The organism is Guyparkeria sp. SCN-R1, assembly GCF_003932495.1.
In the GTDB taxonomy this organism is placed as follows: domain Bacteria; phylum Pseudomonadota; class Gammaproteobacteria; order Halothiobacillales; family Halothiobacillaceae; genus Guyparkeria.
In genome coordinates this window covers 52,869-73,095 of record NZ_QZMT01000009.1, presented here as the reverse complement: position 1 = coordinate 73,095, position 20,227 = coordinate 52,869, and the positions used below count along the sequence as shown (strand labels likewise).

Annotated in this window: 11 protein-coding genes; 3 read left to right on the top strand and 8 right to left on the bottom strand. The window is 66.9% G+C overall.

The window, feature by feature from the left end; translation table 11 throughout:
• Positions 1-614: 614 nt before the first annotated feature.
• The 3 genes from D5687_RS06665 to D5687_RS06655 all read left to right on the top strand — a co-directional run bounded on the left by D5687_RS06665 (position 615) and on the right by D5687_RS06655 (position 4,310).
• Positions 615-1,622: an NAD-dependent epimerase gene (locus D5687_RS06665; RefSeq protein WP_125198992.1), complete on the top strand. Its 1,008-nt coding sequence runs from the start codon at positions 615-617 to the stop codon at positions 1,620-1,622.
• Positions 1,623-1,702: 80 nt separating this feature from the next.
• Positions 1,703-3,589 (top strand): putative nucleotidyltransferase substrate binding domain-containing protein, encoded by a 1,887-nt coding sequence (locus D5687_RS06660; RefSeq protein WP_125198991.1) that lies wholly within the window; start codon positions 1,703-1,705, stop codon positions 3,587-3,589.
• Between the two features lies 1 nt (position 3,590).
• On the top strand, positions 3,591-4,310 hold the full coding sequence (locus D5687_RS06655) for a 3'-5' exonuclease (protein WP_158611791.1): 720 nt from the start codon (positions 3,591-3,593) through the stop codon (positions 4,308-4,310).
• A gap of 153 nt (positions 4,311-4,463) precedes the next feature.
• Here D5687_RS06655 and D5687_RS06650 read toward each other — a convergent pair whose 3' ends face one another.
• The 8 genes from D5687_RS06650 to glgA all read right to left on the bottom strand — a co-directional run bounded on the left by D5687_RS06650 (position 4,464) and on the right by glgA (position 20,212).
• Positions 4,464-7,601 (bottom strand): efflux RND transporter permease subunit, encoded by a 3,138-nt coding sequence (locus D5687_RS06650; protein ID WP_125198989.1) that lies wholly within the window; start codon positions 7,599-7,601, stop codon positions 4,464-4,466.
• Positions 7,598-8,917 carry an efflux RND transporter periplasmic adaptor subunit gene (locus tag D5687_RS06645; protein ID WP_125198988.1) on the bottom strand — a complete coding sequence of 440 codons (1,320 nt, stop codon included), beginning with the start codon at positions 8,915-8,917 and terminating at the stop codon, positions 7,598-7,600. Before D5687_RS06645 ends, D5687_RS06650 begins: the two co-directional genes overlap by 4 nt.
• A gap of 152 nt (positions 8,918-9,069) precedes the next feature.
• Positions 9,070-11,091, bottom strand: coding sequence for a UvrD-helicase domain-containing protein (locus D5687_RS06640; RefSeq protein ID WP_125198987.1), 2,022 nt, complete (start codon positions 11,089-11,091; stop codon positions 9,070-9,072).
• Complete coding sequence (locus D5687_RS06635; protein ID WP_158611790.1) at positions 11,079-11,948, bottom strand: DMT family transporter; 870 nt, start codon at positions 11,946-11,948, stop codon at positions 11,079-11,081. The genes D5687_RS06640 and D5687_RS06635 overlap by 13 nt, the downstream gene beginning before the upstream one ends.
• 90 nt (positions 11,949-12,038) lie before the next feature.
• The gene (purL, locus tag D5687_RS06630) at positions 12,039-15,968 is read right to left on the bottom strand and encodes a phosphoribosylformylglycinamidine synthase (RefSeq protein WP_125198985.1); all 3,930 of its coding nucleotides are present in this window, start codon (positions 15,966-15,968) and stop codon (positions 12,039-12,041) included.
• Between the two features lie 263 nt (positions 15,969-16,231).
• A complete protein-coding gene (locus D5687_RS06625) occupies positions 16,232-16,627 on the bottom strand; it encodes a PilZ domain-containing protein (protein WP_158611789.1) in 396 nt (131 codons plus the stop codon).
• Entirely contained in the window at positions 16,617-18,761 is a 2,145-nt protein-coding gene (locus D5687_RS06620; RefSeq protein ID WP_125198983.1) for a DUF1631 family protein, read from the bottom strand. The genes D5687_RS06625 and D5687_RS06620 overlap by 11 nt, the downstream gene beginning before the upstream one ends.
• On the bottom strand, positions 18,758-20,212 hold the full coding sequence (gene glgA, locus D5687_RS06615; RefSeq protein ID WP_370271309.1) for a glycogen synthase GlgA: 1,455 nt from the start codon (positions 20,210-20,212) through the stop codon (positions 18,758-18,760). Before glgA ends, D5687_RS06620 begins: the two co-directional genes overlap by 4 nt.
• Between the last annotated feature and the right edge of the window lie 15 nt (positions 20,213-20,227).

Sequence of the window (20,227 nt, the reverse complement as noted above, 5' to 3'; positions counted from 1 at the left end):
CCTGTGTCGATGGTGGTCCTTTTCGCGCCCCGGCAAACCGGAACGCGACGGGCCGTGCTGTTAGCCCAGCCCTTGTCTGGTCGACCGGCGGGCCGATGGGCCGTTGCCGGTGCGAATCCGGGGGTGGCGACCGGGTCAATCGCTGCCCCCTCGAAGGCCTTGATTGTGGTCTCTGGTCGAGCAAAGTCAACTGGGAAAATCGCAAATACTGTGCTCTGATTGAGTCAATACCACTATATGCTGTGTATTAGTTGGTGGGCAGCCTGGGGGAAGGTTCTGGGCAAGTGGTGAACAGCTTGTGGATAAACCCGGTGGAAAAACCGCTAACCCCGCGTCCCCGCACGGCTGTTCGGCGACCGACCGGGCTCGCCATCAACAAAACCATCGGGGATGAAAAAAATTTTTGTCTTCCAGCCTTGGGGGTAGGGCAGAAGGTCGCGTGAGAACCGGGCGTTTCGCCGGGGTGGCATCGGCCACGTCGATCCGCCACGTCGATCCGTGTTGCGGGCCCGGTTGGAGGGGGTGGGCGTGGCAGGCATAATCTTTTTCAGACGCGCGCCCGCGCCCGCCGTGGGCGCCATACGAACGACGCGGATCACTTCACGGGAGAACGCATGCGGATTCTGGTCACCGGCGCCGCCGGTTTCATTGGCTCGACGTTATCGGCACGGTTGCTCGAGCGTGGCGACGAGGTTGTCGGGCTGGACAATCTCAATGATTACTACGACGTGAGCCTCAAGGAGGCGCGCCTGGCCCGCCTGACTGAACGGCCCGGGTTCAGCTTCGAGAAACTGGACGTGGCCGACCGGGACGGCATGGCCGCGCTGTTCGAGCGGGTCCGCCCCGAGCGGGTGGTCCATCTCGCCGCCCAGGCCGGGGTGCGCTACTCGATCGAGAACCCGCATGCCTACATCGATTCCAACCTGGTGGGCTTTACCAACATCCTCGAGGGCTGCCGCCACAACGACGTGAAGCACCTGGTCTACGCCTCGTCGAGTTCGGTCTACGGCGCGAACAGCGAAATGCCGTTCTCGGTGCATCACAACGTCGATCATCCGCTGTCGCTGTATGCCGCGACCAAGAAGGCCAACGAGCTGATGGCGCATACCTACGCCTCGCTCTATAACCTGCCCACCACCGGCCTGCGGTTCTTCACCGTCTACGGCCCGTGGGGCCGGCCGGACATGGCGCTGTTCAAGTTCACCAAGAACATCCTCGAAGGCAAGCCGATCGACGTGTACAACTACGGTCATCACCGGCGCGACTTCACCTACGTCGACGACATCGTCGAGGGCGTGATCCGCACGCTCGACCACGTCGCCACGGCCAACCCCGACTGGAGTGCCGCGAGTCCCGATTCCGGCACGTCGTTCGCTCCCTGGCGGGTCTACAACATCGGCAGCCATCGTCCGGTGGAGTTGCTGCGTTACATCGAGCTGATCGAGGAGGCCACCGGCAAGAAGGCAGAACTCAACCTGTTGCCGATGCAGCCGGGCGACGTGCCGGATACCTACGCCGACGTCGACGACCTCAAGGCCGATGTCGGCTACGCGCCGAGCACGCCGGTCGAGGAGGGCGTGGCCCGTTTCGTCGAGTGGTATCGCGGCTACTATGGGGTCTGAGGGTCCGATCCGCATCGCACCCCGCTGATCGAATCGCCACACGGGGCCCGGCTGTCGGGCCCGGCCGGCAAGGAGCCAAGATGGCCGCGGAACTCTGGGAAATACGCGATTTCATCGCCGAGGCACCGGCCTTCGCCGAGCTGCCCGCGGCGGTACTCGACTCTTTGCCTCGTCGCCTGACGGTGCGCTACCTGCGCCGTGGTCGTCCTTTCCCGCCGCCGGATGCCGAGACCGGCCTGTGGATCGTGCGCAGTGGCGCGCTGGCCGTGCGAGAACCCGATGGTCGCCTGCGCGAAAAGCTCGGCGAGACCGACCTGTACCTCGATACCCCCGATGCGACCGAACTCGATACCCGCGCGGACGACGATGGCGGTGCGGCTACCGTGGCCGTGGTCGAGGACAGCCTGCTCTACCAGTTGCCGTTGCCGGCATTCGAGGAGCTGATTGCCGCCCATCCCGTGTTCGCCTGGCGTTTCGAGCGCACGCGGCGCGAGCGCCTCGAGCGCGCCCTGAGCGAGCTGGGCCAGGGCGGTCGTCCGGAGGCGCTGATGGCGGCAACGGTCGAGGCATTGCTGCGGCGCAAGCCGATCACCACCTCGCCGGACACCGTAATCCGCGAAGGCGCCGAGCTCATGACCGAGGCGCAGGTATCGGCGTTGTTGCTGCTCGAAGACGGGCAACTGGTGGGGCTGGTCACCGACCGCGACCTGCGCCGCCGCTGCATCGCCGCAGGAGTATCGGTCGACTCGTCACTGCGCGAGATCATGAGCGAGGCCTTGATCACGGTCGCCCCGACGAGTTCGGCCTTCGAAGCCTCGTTGCTGTTCTCGCGTCACAACATTCACCACCTGCCGGTGGTCGCCGAGGACGGTGCGCTGGTGGGCATCCTGTCGACCTCCGATCTGCTGCGCCACCAGGGCACCCATTCGATTCACCTGGTGCGTGATGCGATGGCGGCCCCGGATGTCGGGGCGATCGCCCGGGTCGGGTCGCGCCTGCCGGATCTGGAGGCCCAGCTGGTCGCGATCGGTGCGGAGGCCGAGCCGTTGGGCGAGGCGATGGTCACGGTCACCGATGCCATGACCCGTCGCCTGACCGAACTGGCCGAGCAGGAACTCGGCCCGGTTCCCATCGCCTGGGCCTGGGCGGCATTGGGCAGCCAGGGCCGGCGCGAGCAGACGGCGTTCACCGACCAGGACAACGCCCTGATCCTCGATGACGCCTTCGAGCCGGAGCGCCACGGCGAGTGGTTCGAGCGCTTCGCGCGGTTCGTGACCGATGGCCTGGCGGCGGCCGGCCTGGCGCCGTGCCCGGGCGGTACCATGGCCACCACCGCGGACTGGCGCCAGCCGGTGGCCGGCTGGCAGGCGCAGTTCGTCGACTGGATCGAGCAGCCCGAGCCGCACTCGGTCATGCTGGCGACCAACTTCTTCGACATGCGGGTGGTTGCCGGGCGCGAGTGGCTGCTCGAGGCGCTCTGGACCACGGTACGCCCGGCGGCCCAGGAGAACACCATCTTCCAGCGGCATCTGGCCAACAACGCACTGGCCATCCGCATGCCGCTGGGCTTTTTCCGCCGGTTGGTGGTGGTGGACGACGAGCAACACGACGACCGGCTCGATCTCAAGCGGTACGGGCTGATGCCGATTGCCGATCTCGCCCGCCTGCACGCGGTCAGCCTGGGGTTGCCGGAGTTGCACACGGTACGTCGCTTGCAAGCTGCGGCGCAGGCCGGTGGCTTGTCGGAGCAGGCTGCCGCCGGGCTAGCCGATGCCTGGCGCCTGTTCTACGTGCTACGTGCCCGCCACCAGGCCCGGCAGGCCCGCCGGGGCGAGCCACTGGACAACCGGCTCGACCCGGACCGGCTCTCGGGTCTTGAGCGCGATCACCTGCGCGATGCCTTCCGGGTGGTCGATGACTACCAGCGCTGGGTGCGCGCCCACTTCGATGTCAGCGGCACCCGCTGAGATGGCTCGACTGCGCCTGTCCTGGTTTCCGCACGGTACCTGGCTTTCCCTGCGCCGGCGCTATCACCGCCGTCGGGCGGTGGAAGACTCGCCGTTGGCCCGCTTTCTCGACACGCCCGTGGCGGATATCGATGCCGACTGGCGCGAGGGCGAGTACCTGGTGCTCGATTTCGAGACCACCGGGCTCGATTCGCGCAATGATCGGTTGCTGAGCGTGGGTTGGGTGGTGATGCGCGGACCGACGATCGATCTGGCCACCGCCCATCACGAGGTGATCAACCCGATGATCGGCATCCCCGAGCAGAGTGCGGTGATCCATTGCATCACCGACGATGCCGCCGCCGAGGGGCTGCCGGAACGCGAGGCGCTCGAACAGGTGCTCGAGGCACTGACCGGGCGCGTGCTGGTGGCGCATAACGCGCGTTTCGAGGTTGCCTTTCTCAATGCCGCCTGTCAGCGGCAATTCGGCGCCGGGTTGGCCATTCCGGTGATCGACACCCTGCAACTGGCCCGGCAGGGCTTCGAACGGCGTCACCTGCATCACGGCCCGGGCGAACTGCGCCTGGATGCCCTGCGCGGGCGTTACCACCTGCCGCGCTACCACGCCCACCACGCCCTGATCGACGCGCTGGCGACCGCCGAACTGCACTCGGCCCTGTGCCAGGACCGGGTATCGCCCAAGGGACGGCTGCCGGTGCGGCGGCTGTTGTCGGTGCTTTGAGGGTCGGGTTGGGGTATCAGGGTTAAAGCCGCTCCTATGCCGGGATCAACGTCGCAGGCGTGAGTGTCGGCCGACACCTTCGCGGCTAAAGCCGCTCCTACGCTGGAATCGATGCCGTAGGAGCGCCTTTAGGCGCGAATACCTGCGGAACCTCTATGCCGGCGCGCTTTGTCCCGGCATTACCCGCTGGCTGATGCTCTCGCGCAGGGAGAGCAGGGCGGGGATGACGAACAGCACCAGCAGGGTGGAATAGCCCAGGCCGAACGCGATCGAGGTGGCCATCGGGATCAGGAACTGAGCCTGCAGCGAGGTCTCGAACAAGAGCGGGGTCAGCCCGCCGATGGTGGTCAGCGAGGTCAGCATCACGGCGCGCAGGCGCTGCACGGCGGCCTGCTCGAGCGCCTCGTCGACCGATAGCCCCGCGGCGAGCTGATCGCGGTAGAAGGCGACCAGGATGATGGCGTTGTTGACCACGATCCCGGACAGCCCGAACAGCCCGAACAGCGACAGGATGGTCAGCTCGATGCCCATCGCCCAGTGGCCGAAGATTGCCCCGACCAAGCCGAAGGGAATCACCGTCATCACGATGAACGGCATGGTCCAGGCGGAGAACACCCAGACCAGCACGATGTACATCAGCGCCAGCCCCAGATAGAGCCCGAACTTCATGTCCGCCATGGTCTCGCGTTGGTCGGCCTGGCGTCCCTCGAAGCTGTAACCGATGCCGTATCGGCTGGCCAGTTCCGGCAGGGTTTCGCGTTCGAGCGAGGCGCGTAGGTTCTCGGCGTTGGCCAGTTCGCGGTTGATCTCGGCGGACACCTCCACGGCGCGCACGCCCTCGGCGTGGCGGATGGCCTCGAAGCCGCGTTGCGAGCCGAGATCGACCACCTGCCGAACCGGCACGAAGCTGCCGTCGTCGGTGCGAATGCTCAGGTCGTCGAGCGAGGCGATCTGGCGGCGTTCGGCGCGCGGCAAAAGCACCCGCACCTCCACCTCGTCCGGACCGGACTGGTAGATCTGGCTCAGCGCGCCGTCGTAGGCCGCACGCAGTTGGTTGCCGACATCGCTGGTGGTCAGGCCGAGCGCCCGGCCCTGGGCGTTGACCGAGAAGGTGATCTGTTGTCGGCCGTAGGGCAGGTCGTCGGTGACGTCGACCACCCCCGGGACCCCCTTGAGGGTCTCGGCCAGGGAGACGGCGGCCTCCTTGAGATCGTCGGTGGTGGCCCCCTTGAGACGCACGGTCAGGTCGGCGCCCGGCGGGCCGCCCTGGCGCGAGCTGATCGAGAAGTTTTCCATGCCCGGCGGCAGGCGGGTGTTCTCGCGCCAGGTGCGGATGAACTCGGCATTACGGGTGGTGCGGGCATCCGGTTCGACCAGCTCGATCAGCATCGAGCCGAGCTGGTCGCCCTGGGTGCCGCTCTCGGCACCGATGGTTCCGCCCTGGCGGATGATGGCCGTTTGCACGAGTGTCTCGCCTAGTTCCTGCTCGGTCTCGGCAAGGCTGCGTTCCACCTCGTCCATGAAGGCGGTCATGCGCTCGCGATCGGTGCCGGCAACGAAGGTGGCGTTGGCATAAACGATCTGCGACTCGGGGGTCGGGAAGAAGGTGAAGCCCAGTCGTCCGCCGGCGAGTAGGCCCACAGCGACGATCACGGTGGCGACCGCCGTGGCCAGGGTCACGGCCCGGTGGCCGATCGCGAAGCGCACGGCGGGGCGGAAGTGGCGCTGGCGGAAATGATCGAAGCGACGATCGAATCCGGCGCGGAAGCGGGCCATGCGGCCGGGTTGGCGTTGTTCGAGCTGGCCGTCGCGATGCCGACCGCTGAACGCCCCGCGCAGGTGACCCGGCAGCACCAGGAAGGCCTCGACCAGCGAGGCGCCGATCACGCAGATCATCACGATGGGGATGTCACGCAGGATCTGGCCAATGGTGCCGCCGACCACCAGCAGCGGCATGAAGGCGGCGATGGTGGTCAGCGAGGAGGCCATTACCGGCCAGAACATGCGGCGGGCGGCGCCCTGCGAGGCGAGCAGGGGCGCCTCGCCGTGGCGAAAGTGCGCATCGGCGTCCTCGCCGACCACGATCGCATCGTCCACGATCACGCCGAGTGCCATGATCAGGGCGAACAGCGAGATCATGTTGATCGACCCGCCGATCAGCCACAGGATCGCCAGTGCGGCGAGAAAGGCCGCCGGGATGCCCGCGGCCACCCAGAAGGCCACCCGCCCGGGCAGGAACAGGTACAGGAGCACAAGGACCAGGATCAACCCACCCGCGCCGTTGGTGACCAGCAGGTTGATGCGGTCGCGAATCAGCTGCCAGGACTGGTCATAGGCCTTTACATGCATGCCGGGTGGCAGGTTCGGGGCGGTCTCGTCGACCCACTGCTGCAACGCCCGCGCCGAGTCGAGGCTGTCGCCGTGCTCGGCCCGCTGCAGTACCAGTTCTGCCGCCGGCATGCCCTCATGGCGCAGCAGCAGCGAGTCGCGACGCGGCTCCTGCAGGATGTGGGCGACCTGGTCGAGGTCGAGGCGCGCCTGCGGGCTGCTGATCACCGACAGGTTGGCGAACTCCAGCGGCCGACGCCGTTGCTCTACGGCACGCAGTTCGCGCCCGCCGTCGGCGCTGCCGAACTCGCCCGCCGGCACGTCGCGCGACAGGGCATTTATCGTCTCGGAGAGCTGCGGCAGGGATTGTCCCAGCGCCATCAGCGACGATGAGGGCACCTCGATTGCGATTTGCTGTTCGGGCACCCCGTTGACGGTGACCCGGTCGATGCCCCGGTCGATCAGTTCGCGCTCGAAGCGATCGACCCACTGACGCAGCGCCCCGCGTTCGACGTCGCCGTAGACCAGCAGCCGGGCGACGGGGTCGAACTTCGGCGCGCGGCTGATCTGTGGGTTTTCCGCGTCGGCGGGGAAGTTGCGGAACGTGTCGACCTGCTCGCGCACATCGTTGAGCGCGAGCACCGGATCGGTGCCCTGCAGGAATTCCAGCGTGATGGTGGAGATGCCCTGCGCGGAGGTGGAGGTCATGGTGTCCACGTCGGGCACGGCGCGCAGACGTTCCTCGAGCGGGTTGGTGATGCCGCGCTCGACGTCCTCGGCCGAGGCGCCGGTCCAGACCACCGAAACAGTGACGATGTCGACGGCGAAATTGGGGAAGAACTGAATGTTCATCCGCGAGATGGCGAATAGCCCGCCGAGGATCATCAGCAGCATCACCAGGTGGGCGGCCACCCGGTGCCGGGCAAAACGCTCCAGGATCCCCCGCGGTTGCCCGTCGGTCATTCCGTCGCTCCGGTGGTGGAGCTGCCACTCGTCTCGGATTCAGCGTCCTCCCAGCGCACCCGCAGACCGTCGACGGCATTGGGCAGCTGGGTGGTGGCCAGGCGGTCGCCGGCGGCAAGGGACGGGGCGCGCACCAGCAGCACGCCTTTGTCGCCCGTCGTGTCATCGCCGCGGTACTCGCCCAGTCGTTCGACCTGGGCGCGCTCGAGCCGCCCGTCACGGATACGGTAGACGTGATCGTTGCCGTAGAGCGCACTGTGCGGGATGGCGACGGCATCCTCGACCGCCGGCATCTCGAGTTCGATTGTCAGCACCTGACCCGCCCGCAGGGAGTGATCGGGCTCGACAAAGCGGAACAACCCGGTCGCGCCTTGGCCACTGGCCTCGGCGGCGATGCGTTCGAGCTCGAGTGGCGTGTCGGTCTCTCGTGAGCGGGCACGGGGCGGATTGCCTGCCTGCAACGCCTCAAGCATCGATGCAACGCGTGTCGAGGGAATCAGCGCGCGCGCCTCGAAACCGCTCCACGGGTAGAAGGTCAGCAGGGCGGCATTGGCACCCACCTGGTCACCCGGTGTGACCTCGACGTTGCCGATCAGGCCGTCGGCCGGGGCCTCGGCCCGGGCACGTTCGAGATCGCGTTCGGCCGCCAGAACGTCGGCCTCGGCGGCGTCACGGCGTGCCTCGAGCCCGGCGAGGCGGGCGTCGAATGTCGACAGGCGCTCGCGCCGGGTGTTAAGGGCGAGGCGGGCCTGACTGAGGGTGTCTCGGGCGTTGTCGACGTCGGCCTGCGAGGCAAGGTTGCGTCCCCGCAGGTCACGGCTCCGAGACAGCGCGGTTTCGGCGTTCTGGACGATTTCCTGTTCGAGGGCCAGTGCCTGGCGATCGGATTCGTGTTGCGCCTGCACCTCGCGGATCTGCGCCTCGAGATCGGCGAGATTCGCTTGTGCACGCGACAGGGCCGGCTGGAAGTCGCGGCGGTCGAGCTCGATCAGGCGTTCGCCTTGGGTCACGGACTGACCATCCTCGACCGGCACGGCGGCGACGCGCGCGGAAAGCGGGGCGTTGATCGAGAGCCGGTCAGGATTGGCAACCTCGCCGTACAGGGTCAAGACGGGATGGCGCCTGGCCGGTTCGACGGTCATGGTCTCGACCAGCCAGGCGCGTTCCTCAGGCTTGGCCTGGGGGGCGTCGGGCCGGCTCGCCTTGAGGGCGAGGAAGGCCGCTATCGCAACGCCCAGGATCAGCAGGGGAAGCAGGAACCGAAACAGCCAGCGCCGCGGTAGGGAAGAGCGTCTCGGGGTATCGGATGGCTGCATGGTGTTCCGCTGGTCCTTCGCGCTGGCAACTGGACGGGCGTGACCGCGAATCGGGTCACGGAATCAAGCGCCCGAAGCATAGCAAATCGGCTTGGGGTTTGCGCCGGCCCACTAATGCCTGATCAGTAAAACTAATTGAAGTGGTGTTGGCCTCAAGGCTTTCCCAGCATGGCACGGATCGCGTTCATTGCCTCGGCGGCGGTCGCTTTGCTTTCTTCTTCGCTTTTCTGCACGCCGATGCCTTCCCAGCGGAGCAGGTCGGGTTCGACCTCCTCGAGAAAACGGCTGGGCTGGATGTCGCGCCACTGGCCATAGCGTCGCCGCCGCCGGGTGAGCGTGAAGGTCAGGCTGCGTTGGGCGCGGGTGATGCCGACGAAGCACAGGCGTCGCTCTTCGGCCAGCCGATCGTCTTCCTGGCAGTCCTGGTGGGGCAGCAGATCCTCTTCCATGCCCGTGAGATAGACATGCGGGAACTCCAGGCCCTTGGCGGCATGCAGGGTCAGCAGGCGAACGGCGTTGTCGTCCTGGTCGCGGGTCTTCTGCTCGAGAATGCCCAGCAGGCTCATCTTCTGGACCAGCTCGGTCAGCGAGAGCGATTCGCCGCTGTCGTTGTCCACGGCGATCCGCTCGGTCCATTCGAGCCAGTCCTGCAGGTTGGTCCAGCGACGCTCGGCGGCCTTGGCGCTGTTTTCCTGCTCGCGCAGGTAGCCGAAGTAGTCGATTTCCTCGAGCATCGTGCGCATCGCCTCGGCCGCGGGCTGCTCGTCCATGCGCCCCCGCGTGGCGTCCAGCCAGTCGAGGAACTGGGTCAGCTGGTGATGCACGCGGGTGTCGAGCCGTTGCGCGGCGGTCACCGACCGGGCGGCGGCCCCCAGGTGGACGTGACGTTCGCGGGCGATCTGGCCCAGGCGCTCGAGGGTGGTCGGGCCGATGCCACGCCGCGGGGTATTGATGATCCGCAGCAACGCGGCATCGTCGGACGGGTTGGCCATCAGCCGCAGGTAGGCCATGGCGTCCTTGACCTCGGCGCGCTCGAAGAACGACTGACCGCCGGTAAGGATGTAGGGGATTGAAAGCTTGCGCAGTTGCTGTTCGATCAGGCGCGCCTGGTGGTTGCCGCGGAACAGGATCGCGAAGTTGCGATAGGGCGAGTCGTCCTTGAAGTGCCGGTGCAGGATGTCGGTGGCAATGCGCTCGGCCTCGTCTTCGGCGGTGTCGCAGACCAGCACCCGGTGTGCCTCGCCGGGGCCGACCGCACTCCAGAGGGTCTTGGGCTGGGTGGTCGGGTCGTTGGCGATCAGCTGGTTGGCCGCGGTCAGCACGGTATTCACCGAGCGATAGTTCTGCTCGAGCTTGATGGTGGTGAGATTGGGGAAGTCCCGCTCAAGATGGGAGAGATTCTCCGGGCGCGCCCCGCGCCAGGCGTAGATCGACTGGTGGTCGTCGCCTACTGCCGTTAGGCGGCCCAGCTTGCCCACCAGCAGGCGCACCAGTTCGTACTGGCTGGCGTTGGTGTCCTGGTATTCGTCGACCAGCAGGTAGCGCACGCGGTGCTGCCAGCGCTCGCGCGCCTCGGGGTTGTCGCGCAGCAACTCGACCGGTCGCTTGATCAAATCGTCGAAATCGAGCGCGTTGCAGGCGGTCAGTTGCCGGGCGTAGTCGCTGTAGAGCGAGGCGCATGCCGCCTCGACCTGGTCGGCGCTGATCTCGGCGGCCTGTTTTGGGGTGAGCAGGTCGTTCTTCCACTGCGAGATCTGCCACTGGGCCTCCTTGGGCTCGATCATCCCCGCGGCCGACTCGTTCTGCTGCAGTAGCGACTTGATCAGGTTGAGGCTGTCTTCGGCGTCGAGGACGGTGAAACCCGGGCGCAGGCCGAGCGTGCGGATCTCGCGACGGATCAGGTTCAGTCCGAGGGTATGGAAGGTCGAGATATTGAGCCCGCGACGGCGCTCGGCAGGCAGGCGCTGGCCGATCCGTTCGCCCATCTCGCGCGCGGCCTTGTTGGTGAAGGTCACCGCCCAGATGCCGCGGGCGGGCGTGCCCTTGGACTCGATCAGGTGGACGATCTTCTCGACGATCACGCGCGTCTTGCCCGACCCCGCGCCGGCGAGCACCAGCAGCGGGGTGTCGATGTGCCGCACGGCGGCCTGTTGTTGCGGGTTTAGCCCTTGCATGGCGCGACCGGGGGGCGGTGGTGACGGGCGGTGGCCGCCTCGAGCAGGGCGGCGGTGAGGATCAGCGCGCCCCCTGTCCAGACGTGCGCACCGTGGATGCGATCACCCAGCCAGGTCGCCGAGGCGACGGCCACCAGCAATTCGAGGGTCATCAGGATGGCGGTGCGCGAGGCGGGCAGGCGTTCGACGGCGTACTGCGTCGCCAGCACGGCGGCCAGCAGCATGGTCGCCCCGTAGAGTGCGCTGCTGCCGACCGCCGAGAGCGTCGGTACCACGCCGAACTCGCTGGACAGGGCCCAGGCGATCAGGCCGAGCACCACGGTTGAGCCCTGCATCAGGGTGAGCTTGATCGGGATCGGCTGCTCATGGAGAAACCGGAACAGGGTGTTGGCCGCGGCCAGGGTAAAGCCCGCGACCAGCGCGAACAGGTCCGCGGCACGTAAACCGTCACCAAAATCCGGGCCGAGTATCAGAAACGCCCCGGCCAGGGCACTGATGACCGCCAGTACACGGGCGGGTGTCAGGGGTTCCTTGAGGAAAAAGCGGCCGAAGAGCACGCCCCAGGCGGGGATCAGAAAGAACAGCATCATCGACTGGACGACGTCGCCGTAGACCATCGCGATCGTGAACCCCACGCCCGAGACGCCGGCGGCGAAGGCCAGCAGGGCCAGCCATTCCCAGTTCAGCCGGGTGATCGGCGGTCGCGTCGGGTCGTGCCAGGCACGCCAGGCAAATGGAAGGATGATCAGCCATTGCGCGGCGTAGGCAATGACGGTGAGCAGGATCGGGCCGATGCCCAGCGAGTGGGCGTATTTGAGCCAGATCCAGGTCAGGCCCCACAGAGTGGAGCCTGACATCAGGATAAGGGTGGGCGGGACGCGCTCGCCCGCTGTCATCGCGGGCGACACGTTAGGCGCGCCGGAGACGTTGGCGATTCATGCCGGGCGTCACGAGCCGTCGACCCAGACCCGCGCGTTCTCGAACAGACGCAGCCACGGGCCGCGATCGGTGTCCGGATCACGCTGATCCGCGGACCAGCGGTCCGGACGCCAGGAGAACTGACTCGCCCGCCAGACGCGCTCGGGATGCGGCATCATGATGGTGAAGCGGCCGTCCTCGGTGGTAAAGCCGGTCTCGCCGGCCGCCGAGCCATTGGGGTTCGCCGGGTACGCTTCCGTGGCGATGCCGTGCCCATTGACGTAGCGCAGGGCGGTGAAGGCCTGCTCGGCATCCTCCGGACGGCGGTACGCCACCCGGCCCTCGCCGTGGGCGACGGTGATCGGCAGACGCGAGCCGGCCATGCCGGCGAGCAGGACGGACGGCGACTGCGGGATTTCTACCAGCGACAGCCGTGCCTCGAACTGCTCGGAGCGGTTACGCAGAAAACGGGGCCAGTGGGCCGCGCCCGGGATCAGGTCGGAAAGCTGCGAGAACATCTGGCAGCCGTTGCACACCCCCAGACCGAATGTGTCGTCGCGCTCGAAGAACGCCTGCATGGCGTCACTGGCCCGAGTGTTGTATCGGATCGCGTGCGCCCAGCCCGAACCGGCGCCGAGCACGTCACCGAAGGAGAAACCACCGCAGGCGACCAGCCCCTTCATGTCGGTCAGGTCGTGGTGGCCAGCAATCAGGTCGGCCATGTGCACGTCGACGGCCTCGAAACCGGCGGCAGTGAAGGCCGCGGCCATCTCGACCTCGCCATTGACGCCCTGTTCGCGCAGGATCGCGATCCGCGGGCGTGTGCCGGTGGCGATCATCGGCGCGGCGACGGATTCGCTGACATCGAAGCGCGCCTCGGCGCCGGCGAGTTGCGGGTCGTCGAGGTCGGTTGCCGCGGCATAGGCCTGATCGGCGGTTTCCGGGTTATCGCGCAAGGCGCTCATGTGGAACGAGGTCGCGGACCAGATGGCCTTGAGATCGGTCAGCGAACGGTCGATCACGGTCTTGCCGCGCCAGTCGACGTGGACCTGCGGCTTGGTGACCGCCTGGCCCAGCTCGATCAGGGCCTCGCCCAGGCCGGAGGCCTCGAACTGCTCGCGGATGAAGTCGGCATCACCGGCCTTGACCTGGAAGACGGCACCGACTTCCTCGGCGAACAGCCCGGCCATCGGGTCGCCGCCAAGCCCGTCGATGGAGAGGTCCAGCCCGCAACGGCCGGCAAAGGCCATCTCCAGCAGGGTGGTGATCGCCCCGCCGTCACTGCGGTCGTGGTACGCGGTCAGATAGCCGAGGCGGTTGAGCTCCTGAGTCAGGTCGAAGAAGGCCTTGAGCGGCGCCGGCGCGATGTCCGGCGTGGTCGTGCCGGTCGCATTAAAGACCTGGGCAAGCGCCGAGCCGCCCAGGCGGTTCTGCCCGAGGCCAAGGTCGACCAGGAACAGGCGGTTGTCGGTATCCGAAACCAGTTCCGGCGTCAGGGTCCGGCGCACGTCGCTCACCGGCGCGAAGCCGGTGACAACCAGCGAGACCGGCGAGGTAACCGTCTTTTCGGTCTTGCCGTCCTGCCAGCGGGTCTTCATCGACAGCGAGTCCTTGCCCACCGGGATGCTGATCCCCAGCGCCGGGCAGAACTCCATGCCGACGGTGCGCACGGTGTCGAACAGGCGTGCATCCTCGCCCTCGTGCCCGCAGGCAGCCATCCAGTTGGCCGACAGCTTGATGCGGTCGGTGCCGTCGATCGCCGTGCCGGCCAGGTTGGTGACCACCTCGGCCAGTGCCAGCCGCGCAGATGCCGGCGCATCGAGCAGGGCGACCGGGGCGCGCTCGCCCATGGCCATCGCCTCGCCGTGATGGTGGTAGAAATCGGTCGAGGTGACCGCGCTGTCGGCCACCGGCACCTGCGCCGGCCCGACCATCTGGTCGCGCGCGACCAGGCCGCCGACCGAGCGGTCGCCGATGGTAATCAGAAAGCTCTTGTCACCGACGCCCGGCAGGGCGAGTACGCGATCGAGCGCGGTGTTGACCTCCACGCCGTCGAGATCGAGCTCGACGGCGGCGTGCGGCTGGTGCTTGACGTCACGGTGCATCTTTGGCGGATGGCCGAACAGCGTCTGCATCGGCAGATCGACCGGGTTGTCGCCGAAGTGCGGGTCGGCGACCTGCAGGTGCTGCTCCGCGGTGGCCGTGCCGACGACCGCGAACGGCGCACGTTCACGGTCGCACAGGGCGGCAAAGCGCTCGAGGTCGCCGGGCTGGATCGCCAGCACGTAGCGTTCCTGGGATTCGTTGCACCAGATGGCCAGAGGCGTCATGCCCGGCTCGTCGTTGGGGATCTTGCGCAGGTCGAAGGTGCCACCCATACCAGCATCGTTGATCAGCTCGGGCAGGGCGTTGGACAACCCGCCGGCGCCGACGTCGTGGATCGATACGATCGGGTTGGTATCGCCGAGCGAGATGCAGCGATCGATCACTTCCTGGACGCGCCGTTCCATCTCCGGGTTGGCGCGCTGCACGGACGCGAAATCGAGCTCGGCATGGCCGGCGCCCGAATCCTGCGAGGAGGCCGCGCCCCCGCCAAGACCGATCTGCATGGCCGGGCCGCCTAGCACGATCAACAGGTGGCCCGGAGCGATGGGTTCCTTCTCGATCAGGTTGGGGCGGATCACGCCGACGCCGCCGGCGATCATGATCGGCTTGTGGTACCCCCAGGCGTGGCGTTGGTGCACACCTTCGTCCTCGCCGGTGTTCATCTCGAGCGTGCGGAAATAGCCGCCCAGTGCCGGGCGGCCGAATTCGTTGTTGAACGCGGCGGCGCCGATCGGGCCGTCGAGCATGATCTCCAGCGGGCTGACGATGCGGTCCGGACGGCCGATGTCCGCGGTGGCCGCCTCCCAGGGCTGAGGCAGCTCCGGGATGCGCAGGTTGGAGACCGAAAAGCCAGTCAGGCCGGCCTTGGGCTTGCCGCCGCGGCCGGTCGCGCCCTCGTCGCGAATCTCGCCGCCGGCGCCAGTGGCGGCACCCGGATCGGGCGAGATGGCGGTGGGGTGGTTGTGTGTCTCGACCTTGGCGAGAAAGTCGATACGCTCGTCGACCGTCTCGTAGTTGCCGGTGACGGGATTGACGGCAAAGCGGGTGCCATCCTGGCCCTGGAGGACCGCGGCGTTGTCCTTGTAGGCCGACAGCGTGCCCTCGGGGTGGCGCTTGTGGGTGTTGCGGATCATCGCGAACAGCGACAGCTCGCGCTCCTCGCCGTCAATGGTCCAGTCGGCGTTGAAGATCTTGTGCCGGCAGTGCTCGGAGTTCGCCTGCGCGAACATCATCAGCTCGACGTCGGTGGGATCGCGCTCGAGTCGACGATAGGCGTCGGCGAGGTAATCGACCTCGTCGCCACTCAGGGCCAGGCCCATGCGCTGGTTGGCCGCGGCAATCGCGCCCTGGGCATCGTCGCCCAGAGCGATGCGCGAGAGCGGGGCGGGTTGCGCGTGGGTGAACAGAGCCTCGAGTGACTGCTCGTCGTGGTAGACCGACTCGGTCATGCGGTCGTGCAGCACCTCGAGGAGGGCCGGGCGCCAGTCGAAGTCATCGGTATTGATCGAGTGCCCGGACACCGCGAATTCGATGCCCCGCTCGATGCGATCGATGCCGTCCAGGCCGCAGATGCGGGCAATGTCCGTGGCCTTGCTCGACCATGGCGAGATGGTGCCGGCCCGCGGGGCGACGACGACTCGCGGCCAGACGTCCGACCAGTCTTCCGCCGGCTCGCCGTAGTCGAGGAGTTCCTCCAGGCGGGCCTCGTCGACCTGCGAGCCATCCTTGGTATCGACCAGGTGCACGAACCGGGCATGCACGGCCTCGATCCCGGGATGGATGGCCGCCAGTCGCTGCTGGAGCTTGGCGAGTCGAAACGGGGATCGAGCGGCGTTGCCGGTAATAATTCGCATAGGTCGGTCGGGCTGGTCGCCTGGGTCGGTGTGTGTCGGGTGGCAGGCACGGGTCGCGCATGGCGGACGCGGAAGGCAGTCGTCGGGCGGCGCGTGCTGAGGGCGTGAATTGTACAACAGCCTGGCGCCAACCTCGGTAGGGTCTGCGGGCAGATCGTTGGACGAATGGCCGCAGTTCGGCTGAGCGGTTGCGCAGGGTTCTGGTGAGAGCCAGTCGGCCGTGGGGGCAGGCTCGCCGGCAGTTCAAATCGCCCCTCGCATTCTCAGGCCAGAAAAAGGGCCCGCCAGTCGCGGTTGTCGTTGCGTGGCAGGTCGGGTTTTTCCCCGGGCAGAGGCAGTTCGATGCCGATCTGGCATTCGCCATTTTCCAGGGGACGATGCCAGATCACCTCGCCAAGCAGGTAGAACGGCTCGGCATTCTCCTCCAGGCGCGCAACCACCTCGACCGGTGTGCCGGGGCGTACCCGGTCGGCCCAGTCGGCGTCGCAGCAGAGATTCAGGCCGTTGGCGCTGATATCGATGATGCTTCCGCTGCCCACCGGGTGGGATTCACCGGTGAGGCGCAGCAGGCCGGAGCCGGTCTTGTCGAGCCGCAGGAAGTCGCGGCGGTCGCGGTGGTGCTCGTCACCACTGGGGCGAGTCGCGTGTTCAGTGTTCATCGCGATGCTCCTCCAGTTGGCCGCGCAACTCGGTAAGCGAGCGGGCGAATCGTGGGTTACCGAACACAAGCCGCGTGCGATCGGCGAACAGGTCATCGAGTACCTGAGCGACGGGGAGGTTCAGCTTGGCTTGCCCGGTGCGATTGGCGAAGTTGACCACGCCGTTGTCGATGTCGAGATCCCGGACTTTCAGGCGACGCAGCGCACGCCCGGGCCCGGTGTATACCTCGAACCATTCCTCGCTCGTGCTCTGCTGCTCGAAAAATGCTTGAACGACGTCGAGCGAGGCGAGCAGTAGCCCGTCGGTGGGGATGTGGCTTGCGGTGGTTTCCGGTTCGTTGGCGACCACGTCTGCCTGCGAATCCTCCTCCGCGCACGCCACGTGATCCGGGGTGGTCGGCGGCGAGTCCGCCTCGACGACCGGCGAGGGAATCGTCAGCGCTTCGACAGACACCGCTTCGGCCTTCGGGCCGTCGACGGTGGCATGGGTTGGCGTTTGCTCGGCACCTGCCGGTTTCGACCGGGACACTACGGGCACGTCCAGGCTGTCGCGGCTCTGGGCGTCGAGATACTCGATGAAGGCATCCAGGGTCTGCTGCTCTTCGCCGAGCAGCCCGTCGCTGGTCCTGTCGTTGAACACCCGCGAGGCCTCGCGGCTGAATGCCTTGACGTCATCCGGACCCAGGGTGGGGTCGGGTTGCAGGGTCAGTGCATCCTGGAGCAGGCCGATAATTCCGGCCCACGGTGCGCTTTGCCGGCCCTGGTTGATCATGGTGCGGACCATGAAGGGCTGGAATACGTCGTCGAGTAGGGCGCGTGTCGGCGCGCGCACCGGCATCTCGTTGGTATGACCGGCCAGGATCTTGCCGACGCGGATTCGGCATCGTTCCTCGATCTGGGCCAGACGCTCGTGCGCCGGGGTGACCGCCGGCTCGGGCGACTCGGTCGGCTTGCCGCGCGAGATATCTCGCAGGTGATCGGCGAATGTGTCGAGCTCGGCGGGGTTGTCGAGCACGGCCTGCTGGATGGGGCCAAGGATCGACGCGGTCGACTCGATATCCGGCTTGAGATCCGGGTCCGAGCCGATCAGGGCAAGCAGGTTGAGGATGCGACGCATCGGGTGATCGGCATCGGAGAGGAAATGGCGATCTTTCGATGCGAGCAGCAACACCGCGAGTTGCAGCGTGGCGATCTGTCGGCGGTGGCGCGGATCGATCAACTCGTCATTGAGTACGTCGCCCAAGGTCATGCCGACCAGGCGAATCACTTCCCGGCTGCGGGTCGGCCAGTTGGCGGCCGGCAGGGTGGGCTCGAGGCGGTCGCGAATGAACGCGGCGAAATCGTCGGGACGCCAGTCCTGGTCGCGCTCGAAGCGGAACTGATACTGGTCGTCGCCGGCAATGCTGGCGCGAACCAACGGCACCAACCGGTCGGCCAGTGCTTCGGGTGAGGGGCCGGCGTGTTGCGGCACGTCGGGGACGGTCGGTCGGGCAGTTGGCGGCGTGCCGAGCGGGGTTGCGTCGGCCAGCGGGTCGCGCAGCCGCTTGATGCCGGGCAGGACACCCACCTGGATCAGGTAGTCGTTGAGTACCGAGTAGATCGGGGTGAGCCGGAACAGCACCTGTTCGGCCCAGTGGGCGATCAATCGTTGGCGGACGCTGTCCGGCAAGTCGCGGGTTCGGGCGAGAAAGGCCCGGCTGATCGATTCGAGTGTGAACAGGCCGGCGGGAACGTTCTCCGGGTCATCGTTGTGCAATTGACCGATGCGTGCCTCGAACTGGGTGTGCTCGATGCCGCAGCGCTGGCCGGCCTCGGCAAGCTTGTCTTCGAACGTCAGCGCGCGAGCGCGATCGCCGATCAGTTGATGCCATTCGGCCTGCCGCCAGTCCGCCGCCGGCTCCAGCAGGGTCTGGGCAAAGGCGCGGTAGAAGTCCTCCTGCTCGCTTCGACATAGGGCGATGGCTTCAAATGCCTCGGCCCGTCGATCGTTGTCGGTCTCGGACGAGGCCTGATCGAACAGCTGCCGCTCGACTTGGGCAAACAGCCGTTTGACGCCCTCGTGCAACGCGGCCCCCATTAGGCGGGTCAGTTCGTCGCGGACCTGGGCAGGGCTGGTCTGGAATCGATTCATCATTTTGTGTCAGGGTTCGATATCGCTCGATAGAGCTCGAGATAGGAACGGGCGCTGGCCCCCCAGTCGTACTCCTGGCTCATTGCCTGTTGGCGGACCTGTATCAGGTCGTCCGGTCGCTTGAACAACGCCTTGAATTCGTCGATCGACCAGAGGATCGAGGTGACATCGACCTGGTTCATCACGATGCCGGTGGCGCTGCCGTCGCGGAGGGTCGCCGGCGTGACGGGGGTAACCGTGTCGGCCAGGCCACCGACGCTGTGAACGATCGGTACGGTGCCGTACTTGAGACTGTAAAGCTGGTTGAGCCCGCAGGGCTCGAACCGACTCGGCATGATGAACGCATCGCCACCTCCTTCCAGTCGATGGGCCAGTCCCTCGTCGTAGCCGATGCGTACGGCGATGCGCTCGGGATCGGCCTCGGCACGTGCCCGCAGGGCCTGTTCGAAGCGCCGCTCGCCGCTGCCCAGGCAGGCGAACTGCACGTCGCGCTGCCCGAGCATGGAAAGGGCCTGGATGAGCAGGTCGATCCCTTTCTGTTCCACCAGCCGACCGACATGCACGATCAGGGGCACGTCATCCCGTATCGGCAGGCCGAGCTCTTTCTGAAGGGCTGCCTTGTTTGCCGCCTTGCCGTCGAGTTTGTCGCGCGAATAGGGCGTGACCAGGGCGGGGTCGGTCTCCGGGTTCCAGTCCGAGCCGATGCCGTTGAGGATGCCGACCAGCGAATCACTGCGATGGCGTAGCAGTCCATCGAGGCCGTAACCGAACTCCGCGGTCTGGATTTCCCGGGCGTAGTTGGGGCTCACCGTGGTGATGCGGTCGGCAAATACGATGCCGCCCTTGATGAATGACATGTTGCCCCAGAACTCGAGCCCGTCGGGTCGCCACAGGCTCCATGGCAGCCCCAGGCGCTCAAAGGTCGATCGGTCGAACACGCCCTGATAGGCCAGGTTGTGCAGGGTGAAGACGGTCTGCGGCTTTTCTGCCTCGTGGAGCAGGGCCGGGATCAGGCCGGTTTGCCAGTCATTGGCATGTACCACGTCCGGGTGCCAGTCGGGGTCGACCTCGCCGGTAGCGACGGCGACGGCCGCGCGGGCGAACAGGGCGAATCGGTCGGGGTTGTCGTGCCAGGAGTTGCCGTCCGGACCCATGTAGGGATTGCCCTGGCGGGCGGAGAAGGTGGGGTGGTCCACCAGGTAGACGCGTACACCGCTGTCGGGCATGACGGTCTGCAGGATGTCGACCGGCTGGCCAAGGACGTCGAGGCGCGCGAGATGCTCGGTGGTCTGGTCCTCGCGCAGGGCCAGGTCGCCGTAGCGCGGCAGGACCAGGCGTACGTCGATACCCAGCTCGGTCAGCGCGGCGGGCAACGCGCCGGAGACGTCGGCGAGTCCCCCGGTCTTGATCAGGGGATAGGCTTCACTCGTCGCAAACAGCACAGACAGCGACACGTCGGTATCTCCTTG

What these genes read in the sequence shown, in the direction of transcription:
- D5687_RS06640 (WP_125198987.1), bottom strand. Translation starts at nt 11,091, where the DNA reads ATGCAAGGGCTAAACCCGCAACAACAGGCCGCCGTGCGGCACATCGAC.
- D5687_RS06620 (WP_125198983.1), bottom strand. Translation starts at nt 18,761, where the DNA reads ATGATGAATCGATTCCAGACCAGCCCTGCCCAGGTCCGCGACGAACTG.
- D5687_RS06660 (WP_125198991.1), top strand. Translation starts at nt 1,703, where the DNA reads ATGGCCGCGGAACTCTGGGAAATACGCGATTTCATCGCCGAGGCACCG.
- D5687_RS06625 (WP_158611789.1), bottom strand. Translation starts at nt 16,627, where the DNA reads ATGAACACTGAACACGCGACTCGCCCCAGTGGTGACGAGCACCACCGC.
- D5687_RS06635 (WP_158611790.1), bottom strand. Translation starts at nt 11,948, where the DNA reads ATGTCAGGCTCCACTCTGTGGGGCCTGACCTGGATCTGGCTCAAATAC.
- D5687_RS06665 (WP_125198992.1), top strand. Translation starts at nt 615, where the DNA reads ATGCGGATTCTGGTCACCGGCGCCGCCGGTTTCATTGGCTCGACGTTA.
- purL (WP_125198985.1), bottom strand. Translation starts at nt 15,968, where the DNA reads ATGCGAATTATTACCGGCAACGCCGCTCGATCCCCGTTTCGACTCGCC.
- D5687_RS06655 (WP_158611791.1), top strand. Translation starts at nt 3,591, where the DNA reads ATGGCTCGACTGCGCCTGTCCTGGTTTCCGCACGGTACCTGGCTTTCC.
- D5687_RS06650 (WP_125198989.1), bottom strand. Translation starts at nt 7,601, where the DNA reads ATGACCGACGGGCAACCGCGGGGGATCCTGGAGCGTTTTGCCCGGCAC.
- D5687_RS06645 (WP_125198988.1), bottom strand. Translation starts at nt 8,917, where the DNA reads ATGCAGCCATCCGATACCCCGAGACGCTCTTCCCTACCGCGGCGCTGG.